The following is an 11,473-nucleotide window of genomic DNA, read 5'->3' on the forward strand; positions in this document are numbered from 1 at the left end:
TGCACGGGCAGGGTGTCGAGCTGGGCTTGCAGGGCGGGCCGGCCGAGGACGAGGGTGCGCAGACGGCCGGCGGCCGGCAGTGATTCGGTCGAGGTTTGGTCGGCGGCGGGTTCGACGCGTTCGGGGTCTTGGCCGGTGGGCTGAGCGAGGTCGGCGATGGCCGCGTTCGTGGTGGTGGTGGTGTTGGTGATGACGATGGTGGCTTGGCTGTCGTTGAGCATGTGGCGTAGGCGCTCGTGTGGGTGGTCGGGGTCGAGCGGGAGGTAGATGGCGCCGGTTTTCCAGATGGCCAGGAGTGCGATGAGCAGGTGGTGGCTGCGGGGCAGGCATAGGCCGATGGTGGTGTGCGGGCCGGCGCCGAGGTCGAGCAGGTGGTGGGCGAGTTGGTTGGCGCGGGCTTCGAGTTCGGCGTAGGTGAGGGCGGCACCGTCTTCGATGACCGCGATCGCTTGGGGGTGGATGGCTGCTTGGGCGGCGATGAGCTCGTGCACGCCGTTCAGCTCGGGCAACGCCATCGCGGTGGCGTTACGTTCATGCAGCGTCTGCTGCTCGGCGGGGGTCAGGATGGGCAGCGCCGACAGCGGCCGTTCAGGATCGGACACGATGCGCTGGATGAGCGTTTGGAGATGCCCGATCAACCGCTCAACCGTCGAACGATCAAACAACGCCGTGCTGTATCGGATTGACCCCGCCAGCCCACTTTGCCCAGAGTCGGCCAAGGTGAGGATGAGGTCGTACTTCACGGTCTGAGCTGTGTTCAGTGCCTCGTCGTCCTGAGTTCCGCCACTGTCGTTGCCCTCGGTGGTGAGGTAGTTGAAGAGGGTCTGGAACAGCGGCGTGCGGGAGCGGTCGCGATCGATGCCGAGTTCGTCGACGAGCTGCTCGAACGGCAGATCCTGATGACCGTAGGCCTCCAGCGCGGTGGCCCGCACCTGGTGCAACAGGTCGGTGAAGGTCGGATCGCCGGACAGATCGGCGCGCAGAACCAGAGTGTTGACGAAGAAGCCGATCAGGTCTTCGGTCTCGGCCTGGTTGCGGTTGGCCACCGGCGTGCCGACCAGCAGATCATCCTGGCGGGTGTAGCGGCCGAGCAGGGCACTGTAGGCGGCCAGCAACGTCATGAACATGGTGGTGCCGGAGCGGCGGGACAACGCTCGCAGGCCCTCGGCCACTTCCGGGCTGATGTGGAAGTCGAGGGCCGCCCCGGCGGTGTCGCGAATCGCCGCGCGGGGCCGGTCGGTGGGCAGGTCCAGCACCGGAGGCTGAGCGAGCCGGCGACGCCAGTAGCCGAGCTGCTCTTCCAGCGTCTCGCCGGTGAGCCAGGAACGCTGCCACACGGCGAAATCGGCGTACTGCACCCGCAGCGGCACCAGCGGAGAGGGCCGACCAGCTTGGAAGGCCTCGTACAACGCGAGAAACTCCCGATGGAAGATCTTGGCCGACCACTCGTCGAAGACGACGTGATGCATGCACAGGGCCAAGATGTGCAGGTCCCCACTGAGGCGGATCAGGCTGCCGCGCAGGAGAGGTCCTTGGGCCAGGTCGAACGGAGCGGCTGCGTCGGCGGCGATCAGCGCCTGAGCTTCGTGCTCGCTCGCCACCTCGATGACAGGTAAGTCGAAGTCACTGGGCGGGTCGATGATCTGGTGCGGGATGCCGTCGGCGTCGGCGACCAGCCGGGTGCGCAGGACCTCATGCCGCTCCGTCAACGCGGTGAGGGCCGCGCGCAGGGCGGGGATGTCGAGGTCGCCCGGCAGCGGGATGGGGGTCGGAGTGTTGTACTCGGCCGAGCGCGGGTCGAGCTGGGCCAAGAACCACAACCGCTGCTGCGCGAACGACAGCGGCAACGGCTGATCACGATCGACCGGGACGATCGGCGGCGCGATCGCCGTAACAGCAGTGCTGTCGATGAGACTCGCCAGACCCTTGATGGTCGGCCGGTCGAACAACACCGCGAGCGCCAGATCCGTGCCGAAGGTGCTGCGGATGCGGGTGATGGCCTGGGTGGCCAGCAGGGAGTGGCCGCCGAGGTCGAAGAAGTTGTCGCGGACGCCGACCTGGTCCAGACCGAGCAGGTCGGCCCAGATGCCGGCCAGCAACTGCTCCGTGGGAGTGGCCGGGGCCTGGTAGCCGCCGGCGAGGTCGGGACGGCTGCCGTCCGGTGCCGGTAGAGCGGCACGGTCGATCTTGCCGCTGGGTGACAGCGGGAAGGCGGCCAGCTCGACGAACACCGACGGGATCATGTAATCCGGCAGGCCAGCGGCCAGGTAGGCCCGCAGGTCGTCAGTGGCAGGGGTGCCATCGACGGAGTCAGCGGGGACCAGGTAGGCGACCAGTCGGCGGTCGGTGTCCTGGCCGAAGGGAGCAACCAAGGCGGCGGCGATGTTCGGGTGGCCGGTCAGAGCATGCTGGATCTCACCCGGCTCGATGCGGTGGCCGCGGATCTTGACCTGGTGGTCGGTCCGGCCGAGGAAGTCGAGTTGGCCGTCCGGTCGCCAAGTGGCGAGGTCGCCGGTCCGGTAGAGGCGAGAACCGTCACCGGCGTGCGGGTCGGCGACGAACCGCTCGGCGGTCAGGGCGGGCCGGCCGTGGTAGCCGCGAGCCAGGCCGAGACCACCGACGAACAACTCCCCTGGCACACCTGCGGGGACGGGGTTGAGGCGGGAGTCCAGCACCTGGGTGGTGGCGTTGGAGATCGGAGTGCCGATGGTGGCCGGGGTGTGGCTGATGGTGGCGCACACCGTGGTCTCGGTCGGACCATACGCGTTCAGCAACCGGTGCCGGTCACCCCAAGCCTGAGCGAGTGCCGGGTCGAGGTGCTCACCCGCGCTGATCACCGTCAGCGGCGGCAACTGGGCCGGGTCGAGGGTGGCCAGCAGCGACGGCGGCAACGTCGCGGTGTCCACCCGCCATTCCTGGATGAAGCTCGCCAGGTCGTGCGTGCGCTGTTCAGCATTGGGGATCACCAACATGGCACCGGCGGCCAGAGTGACCGCGATCTCCGACACCGCCGCATCGAACCCCGGCGAAGCGAACTGCAACACCCGCGACAACGCCGACACCCCGAACGCCTCACCCTGCGCCACCACCAGGTTCACCAGCCCCCGATGCGCCACCCGCACCCCCTTGGGCCGACCAGTCGAACCAGAGGTGTAGATCAGATAAGCAGCCTGATCCGGGACAACCACCACCGCAGGAGCCACGACCGGCAGAGCTTGCAGCTCCGCCAGAACACCCGGCTCATCCACCAGCAGCGTGCGCAGCCGACCGACCGGAGAGTCAGCGCTCCCGTCGGCGCCCACGTAGGCGGACGACAGCCTGCTCACCAGCGACTCCGTGGTGAGCAGTAGATCCGCCTGGCTGTCAGCCAGCAGATAAACCAGCCGGTCCGTCGGGTAGCTGGGATCCAGCGGCAGATAGGCAGCACCGGCCTTCCACACCGCCAAAACCGCCACAACAAGGTCGAGGCCCCGCTCCAGACACAACGCGACCGTCGTCTCCGGACCCGCACCCAATGCGATCAGCTTGTGGGCCAGTTGGTTGGCTCGGGCATCCAGCTCCCCATAGCTGAGCTGCCCTTCCAGCCCGCCCACCGCGACCGCCTCAGAACCGGCAACCGCCCGAGCCGCGATCAGCTCATGCACGCCGGCGGCCTCAGGCAGCACCATGCCGGTAGCGTTGACGTCCCGCAGCGTCTGCAGCTCAGCGGTGGTGAGGATGGGCAGTGCCGACAGCGGCCGGTCAGGGGCAGCCACCACGGCATCCAGCAACACTCGCAGGTGACCGATCAACCGCTCGATGGTCGCCTGGTCGAACAGGGCCGTGCTGTATTGCACCGAACCGGCCAGATCCTGGTCGCCAGAGGCCACCATGCTCAAAACCAGGTCGAACTTGACGACGCTCTCTTGAACCGTGGCCTCGATCGGCTCATCGGCATCACGATGGTCGTCTGACTCGCCGATGTAGTTGAACAGGGTTTGGAACAGCGGCGTGCGGGAGCGGTCACGATCGATGCCGAGTTCGTCGACGAGCTGCTCGAACGGCAGATCCTGATGCCCGTAGGCGTCCAGTGCGGTGGCGCGGACCTGGTGGAGCAGGTCGGTGAAGGTGGGATCGCCGGACAGGTCGGTCCGCAGGACCAGGGTGTTGACGAAGAACCCGATCAGGTCTTCGGTCTCGGCCTGGTTGCGGTTGGCGACCGGCGTACCGACCAACACGTCATCTTGGGCGCTGTATTTGCCCAGCAGCGCGCTGAATGCCGCGAACAGCGTCATGAACATGGTGCTGCCGCTCTGACGCGTCAACTCCTGCAGCCGACCAGCGGTTTCAGCCTCAATACGGAAGCTGATGGCCCCACCGGCCGTGGAGCGGACCGGAGGCCGGGAGCGGTCGGTGGGCAGGTCGAGTACAGGTGGGTTGGCTAGTTGGCGACGCCAATAGCCCAGTTGCTCTTCCAGAGTCTGACCGGTGAGCCAGTTCCGCTGCCACAGGGCGAAGTCGGCGTACTGCACCGGCAGCGGTGCCAGCGGCGACGGATTTCCTGTGCGGAAAGCCTCGTAGAGAGCGGTGAGTTCGCGGTGGAAGACCTTGGCGGACCATTCGTCGGAGATGACGTGGTGCATGCACAGGGCCAGGATGTGCAGGTCGTCGGCGAGGCGGATCAACGTGCCGCGCAGCAGTGGACCGGCCGCCAGGTTGAAGGGGGTGACCGCATCGGCGGCGATCAGGGTCTGTGCTTCTTCTTCGCTCGCCGCCTCGACGACAGGCAGGTCGAAGGCGGTGGGTGGGTCGATGATCTGGTGGGGAATGCCGTGGGCGTCGGCGACCAGCCGGGTGCGCAGGACCTCGTGCCGTTCGGTGAGCGCGGTGAGGGCGGCGTGCAGGGCGGGGATGTCGAGGTCGCCGGGCAGCGGGATGGGCGTCGGGGTGTTGTACTCGGCCGAGTCCGGGTCGAGCTGGGCCAGGAACCACAACCGCTGCTGAGCGAAGGACAACGGGAGCGGCTGGTCACGGTCGGCAGGGACGATCGGCGGTCTGGCGGTTTCAGCCGAAGCTTGGTCTATAAGGGTGGCCAGGCTGTTGATGGTGGGCTGGTCGAACAGGGCCGCGAGCGCCACGTCGGTGCCGAAAGCGCTGCGGATACGAGAGGTGACCTGGGTCGCGAGCAGGGAGTGCCCGCCGAGGTCGAAGAAGTTGTCGCGGACGCCGATCCGGTCCACGCCGAGCAGGTCAGCCCAGATACCGGCCAGGAGTTGTTCGGTGGGGGTGGTCGGCGGCTGGTAGCTGTCGGTGAGGTCGGAGCGGCTGCCGTCCGGTGCGGGGAGGGCGGCTCGGTCGATCTTGCCGTTGGGTGACAGCGGGAAGGCGGCCAGTTCGATGAACACCGACGGGATCATGTAGTCGGGCAGGCCGGCGGCTAGATAGGCCCGCAGATCGTCGGTGGCTGGGATGCCGTCGGCGGGGTCAGCGGGGACCAGGTAGGCGATCAGGCGGCGGTCGGTGTCTTGGCCGGTGGGGGTGACCAGGGCTGCGGCGATGTTCGGGTGGCTGGTGAGGGCGTGCTGAATTTCGCCGGGTTCGATGCGGTGGCCGCGGATTTTGACCTGGTGGTCGGTGCGCCCGAGGAAGTCGAGCTGGCCGTCCGGCCGCCAGGCGCCCAGGTCGCCGGTGCGGTAGAGGCGAGAACCGTCACCGGCGTGCGGGTCGGCGATGAAACGTTCGGCGGTCAGCGCGGGGCGGCCGTGGTAGCCGCGTGCCAGGCCGAGGCCGCCGACGAACAGCTCCCCGGGCACACCGACCGGGACCAGCCCAAGATGCCCGTCGAGGACATAAGCCGTGGTGTTCGCGATCGGTGGGCCGATGCTGGCGGGAGTTTGACTGATGGTGGCGCACACCGTGGTCTCGGTCGGACCATAGGCATTCAACAGCCGATGCCCGTCACCCCAAGCTTCGGCGAGTGCCGCATCGAGGTGCTCGCCCGCGCTGATCAACGTCAGCGGCGGCAACTCCGCCGGCTCAAGTGTGGCCAGCAGCGACGGCGGCAACGTCGCGGTGTCCACCCGCCACTCCCGGATGAACCCCGCTAGATCATCCACCCGCTGCTCAGAGCTGGGGATCACCAACGTCGCACCAGCGGCCAACGTGACCGTGATCTCCGACACCGCGGCGTCGAACCCCGGCGAGGCGAACTGCAACACCCGCGATGACGCCGTCACCCCGAAGGCGTCCTGCTGCGCCATCACCAGGTTGACCAGCCCCCGGTGCGCCACCCGCACCCCCTTGGGACGACCGGTCGAACCGGAGGTATAGATCAGATAGGCGGCCTGATCGGGTGCCACGTTCACTGCGGGAGCCGTGACCGGCAGAGTCTGCACGCTCGGCTCGTCCACCAGTAGCGTGCGGAGGCGCCCGGCGGGCAGATCCTCCAGCAGCGCTTCCGTGCTCAGGAGAAGACCCGCCTGGCTGTCGGACAGCAGATAGGCCAGCCGGTCCGTCGGGTAGCTGGGATCCAGCGGCAGATAAGCGGCACCGGCCTTCCACACGGCCAAGACGGCCACTACGAGGTCGAGGCCGCGCTCCAGACACAACGCGACGGTCGTCTCCGGACCCGCACCCAGCGCGATCAGCTTGTGGGCCAGTTGGTTGGCCCGGACGTCCAGCTCACCGTAGCTGAGCTGCCCCTCCTGCCCGGCCACGGCGACCATCTCAGGGCCGGCAAGCGCCCGAGCCGCGATCAGCTCATGCACGCCGGCGGCCTCGGGCAGCACCACGCCGGTGGCGTTGACCTCCCGCAGCGCCTGCAACTCAGCCGGAGTGAGGATGGGCAGTGCCGACAGCGGCTGGTCGGGGTCGGTGGTGACGGCGGCCAGCAGCATGTTCAGATGGCCGATCAACCGCTCGATGCCGGCCTGGTCGAACAGGGCCGTGCTGTATTCGATGGTGGCCGACAGATAGTCGCTGCCCTCAGCGAAGATCATGCGGAGGTCGGTCTGAGCCAGAATCCCGACCCGAGCCTGCCCGCCGCCACCAGCGGTGGCCTCTTGCAGTTCCTGAGCCGTCGGATCATCGATGGCGAAGTAGTTGAAGAGGGTCTGGAACAGCGGCGTGCGGGAGCGGTCGCGATCGATGCCGAGTTCGTCGACGAGCTGCTCGAACGGCAGGTCCTGGTGGCCGTAAGCCTCCAGCGCCGTGGCGCGAACGCGGTGAAGCAGTTCGGTGAAGGTCGGATCGCCGGACAGGTCGGTCCGCAGGACCAGGGTGTTGACGAAGAACCCGATCAGGTCTTCGGTCTCGGCCTGGTTGCGGTTGGCCACCGGCGTGCCGACCAGCAGATCATCCTGACGGGTGTAGCGGCCGAGCAGGGCACTGTAGGCGGCCAGCAACGTCATGAACATGGTGGTGCCGGAGCGGCGGGACAACGCTCGCAGGCCCTCGGCCACTTCCGGGCTGATGTGGAAGTCGAGGGCCGCACCGGCGGTGTCGCGAATCGCCGCGCGGGGCCGGTCGGTGGGCAGGTCCAGCACCGGAGGCTGGGCGAGCCGGCGTCGCCAGTAGCCGAGCTGCTCTTCCAGCGTCTCGCCGGTGAGCCAGGAACGCTGCCACACGGCGAAATCGGCGTACTGCACCGGCAACGGCACCAGCGGAGAGGGCCGACCAGCTTGGAAGGCCTCGTACAACGCGAGAAGCTCGCGGTGGAAGATCTTGGCCGACCACTCATCGAAGACGACGTGATGCATGCACAAGGCCAGGATGTGCTCCTGGTCGCTGATCCGGATCAGGCTGCCGCGCAGCAGCGGACCGGCCGCCAGATCGAACGGCGTGGCAGCGTCGGCGGCGATCAGCGCCTGAGCTTCGTGCTCGCTCGCCACCTCGATGACGGGCAGGTCGAAGTCAGTCGGCGGGTCGATGATCTGATGCGGGATACCGTCGGCGTCGGCGACCAGCCGGGTGCGCAGGACCTCGTGCCTCTCGGTCAACGCGGTGAGGGCGGCGCGCAGGGCGGGGATGTCGAGTTCGCCGGGCAGCGGGATGGGAGTGGGCGTGTTGTGCTCGGTCGAGTCGGGGTCGAATTGGGCCAGGAACCATAGCCGCTGCTGGGCGAAGGACAAGGGAAGCGGCTGGTCACGATCGACCGGGAGGATCCGCGGCCTGCTGATGCCGTTGGCCTCGTCGATGAGCGGCGCCAGGCCACCGACGGTGGGCTGGTCGAACAGCACGGCAAGCGACAGGTCGATGCCGAACACCGAACGGATCCGGGAGGTGACCTGAGTAGCCAGCAGCGAATGGCCGCCGAGGTCGAAGAAGTTGTCCCGGATGCCGACCTGATCCACACCGAGCAGGTCGGCCCAGATACCGGCCAGCAAATGCTCCGTCGGAGTGGCCGGAGCCTGATAGCCACCGGCAAGGTCGGGGCGACTGCCGTCCGGTGCGGGCAGGACGGCGCGGTCGATTTTGCCGTTCGGGGTCAGCGGGAAGGCGGCCAGCTCGATGAACCCCGACGGGATCATGTAATCCGGCAGACCGGCGGCCAGATAGACCCGCAGGTCATCGGTAGTGGGGATGTTCGCGTCCGGACCGGCCGGAGTCAGGTAGGCGACCAACCGGCGATCAGCATCCTCGCCGAACGTGGTCACCAGGGCAGAACCCACCTCAGCGTGGCCGGTCAGAGCGTGCTGGATTTCGCCGGGTTCGATGCGGTGGCCGCGGATCTTGACCTGGTGGTCGGTGCGGCCGAGGAAGTCGAGTTGGCCGTCCGGTCGCCACGCGACCAGGTCACCGGTCCGGTAGAGGCGAGAACCGTCACCGGCGTGCGGGTCGGCGACGAAGCGTTCGGCGGTGAGGGCGGGTCGTCCGTGGTAGCCGTGGGCGAGGCCGATGCCGCCGACGAACAGTTCGCCGGGGACGCCGGTGGGAGCGGGGTTGAGGTGGGCGTCGAGGACGTGGCTGGTCGTGTTGGCGATCGGTGCGCCGATGGTGGCCGGGGTGTGGCTGATGGTGGCGCACACCGTGGTCTCGGTCGGACCATACGCGTTCAGCAACCGGTGCCGGTCACCCCAAGCCTGAGCGAGTGCCGGGTCGAGGTGCTCGCCCGCGCTGATCAGCGTCAGCGGCGGCAGCTCCGCCGGCACGAGTGTGGCCAGCAGCGACGGCGGCAACGTCGCGGTGTCCACCCGCCACTCCCGGATGAAGCCGGCCAGGTCATCCACCCGCTGCTCAGAACTGGGGATCACCAACGTCGCACCAGCGGCCAGAGTGACCGCGATCTCCGACACCGCCGCGTCGAACCCCGGCGAGGCGAACTGCAACACCCGCGACGACGCCGTGACACCGAACGCCTCACCCTGCGCCATGACCAGGTTGACCAGCCCCCGATGCGCCACCCGCACGCCCTTCGGCCGACCGGTCGAACCGGAGGTGTAGATCAGATAGGCGGCCTGATCCGGGACCACGCTCACGGGGGGAGCCGTGACGGGGAAAGCTTGCAACCCCGCCTGCACGCCCGGCTCATCCAGCAGCAGCGTGCGCGGACGACCGACCTGGGAGTCCGCACTCGCACCAGTGCCCGTACAGGCGGAGGGCAGCAGCGGCCCGGTGGTCAGCAGGAGATGCGCTCGGCTGTCGGACAGCAGATAGGCCAGCCGGTCGGTGGGGTAGCTGGGATCCAGCGGCAGATAAGCGGCACCGGCCTTCCACACCGCCAAGACCGCCACCACGAGGTCAAGGCCGCGCTCCAGACACAACGCCACCGTCGTCTCCGGACCCGCACCCAACGCGATCAGCTGATGAGCCAGCTGATTGGCGCGGGCATCCAGCTCCCCATAACTGAGCTGCCCCTCCAGCCCGGCCACCGCAACTGCCTCAGGACCCGCGACCGCCCGAGCCGCGATCAACTCATGCACACCGGCGACCTCGGGCAACACCACACCAGTGGCGTTGACCTCCCGCAGCGCCTGCAGCTCAGCCGACGTAAGGATGGGCAGTGCCGACAGCGGCCGATCAGGGTCAGCCACCACGGCATCCAGCAACACCCGCAAGTGACCGACCAACCGCTCGATGGTCGTCTGGTCGAACAAGGCCGTGCTGTATTGCACCGAACCGACCAGGGCGGTGTCACCAGAGGCAACCATGCTCAAGACGAGGTCGAACTTGACCGCAGCCTGCGCGGTCGCGGTGTTCTCAGCTGAAATATGCACGCCGTCGAGTTCAGCGGTGTAATTGAACAGCGCCTCGAAAAGCGGCGTTCGCGAGCGGTCACGATCGACACCGAGCTCGTCGACGAGCTGCTCAAAAGGCAGATCCTGGTGGGTGAACGCATTGAGTGCGGTAGTCCGCACCCGGGCGAGGAGCTCAGTAAAAGTGGGGTCGCCGGACAGATCGCTACGCAGGACCAAGGTATTGACGAAAAAGCCGATCAAGTCCTCGGCGTCGGCCTGATTGCGGTTGGCCACCGGTGTACCGACCAACACATCATCTTGAGCGCTGTATCTACCCAGCAGCGCGCTGAATGCCGCGAACAGCGTCATGAACATGGTGCTGCCGCTCCGACGCGTCAACTCCTGCAGCCGACGAGCGGTTTCCGCCTCGATACGGAAGCTGATGGCAGCGCCGGCGGTGGTGCGAACGGGCGGCCGCGACCGGTCGGTGGGCAGGTTGAGAGCAGGCGGATCGGCCAACTGCTCACGCCAGTAGGTGAGCTGCTCGTTCAGTACCTTGCCGGTGAGCCAGCCGCGCTGCCACACGGCGAAATCGGCGTACTGCACGGTCAGCGGCTTGAGCGGCGACGGGCGTCCGGTGCGGAAGGCGTCGTACAGCGCCATGAGTTCGTGCTGGAAGATCTTCGCCGACCATTCGTCGCAGATGACGTGGTGCATGCACAGGGCGAGGATGTGCAGGTCGTCGGCGAGACGGATCAACGTGCCGCGCAGCAGCGGACCGGCGGCCAGGTCGAAGGGCGTGGTCGCGTCCGCGGTGATGAGGGCGTGTGCCTCCTGCTCGTCGGCGACCTTGACGACGGGCAGGTCGAAGGCGGTGGGCGGGTCGATGACCTGGTGCGGGATGCCGTCGGCGCCGGCGACCAGCCGGGTGCGCAGCACCTCATGACGTTCGATCAGCGTCGTGAGGGCGTCGCCCAGCGCGGGCAGGTCGAGGTCGCCGGGCAGGGGGATGGCGGTGGGCATGTTGTACTCGACCGAGCGGGGGTCGAGCTGGGCCAGGAACCATAACCGCTGCTGCGCGAACGACAGCGGCAGCGGCTGGTCACGATCGACCGGGACGATCGGCGACATCCGGTCTGCGCTCAGCGCGGCTTCCCGTTCGCGCAGGAACTCCACCATTTCCTCGCGGAACTGAGCGACCTGCTCTCTGAGCTCCGCGGTCAGGGCGTTCTTGGGTGCCAGGAAACGGAGTCGGCCATCGGTGAGATATACGTGCACGCCTCGGGATGCGAGATCGTTCACGAGCTCCGCAGCAGAAG

The 11,473-nt window shown here is 67.7% G+C and carries 1 protein-coding gene; it reads right to left on the reverse strand.

What is annotated here, in order from left to right; translation table 11 throughout:
• A partial coding sequence (locus AB0B91_RS62320) for an amino acid adenylation domain-containing protein (RefSeq protein WP_358342322.1) occupies positions 1-11,432 on the reverse strand: 11,432 nt, incomplete at its 3' end.
• Positions 11,433-11,473: the final 41 nt, after the last annotated feature.

It is taken from the genome of Nonomuraea sp. NPDC049141 (assembly GCF_040648415.1).
Lineage (GTDB): Bacteria > Actinomycetota > Actinomycetes > Streptosporangiales > Streptosporangiaceae > Nonomuraea.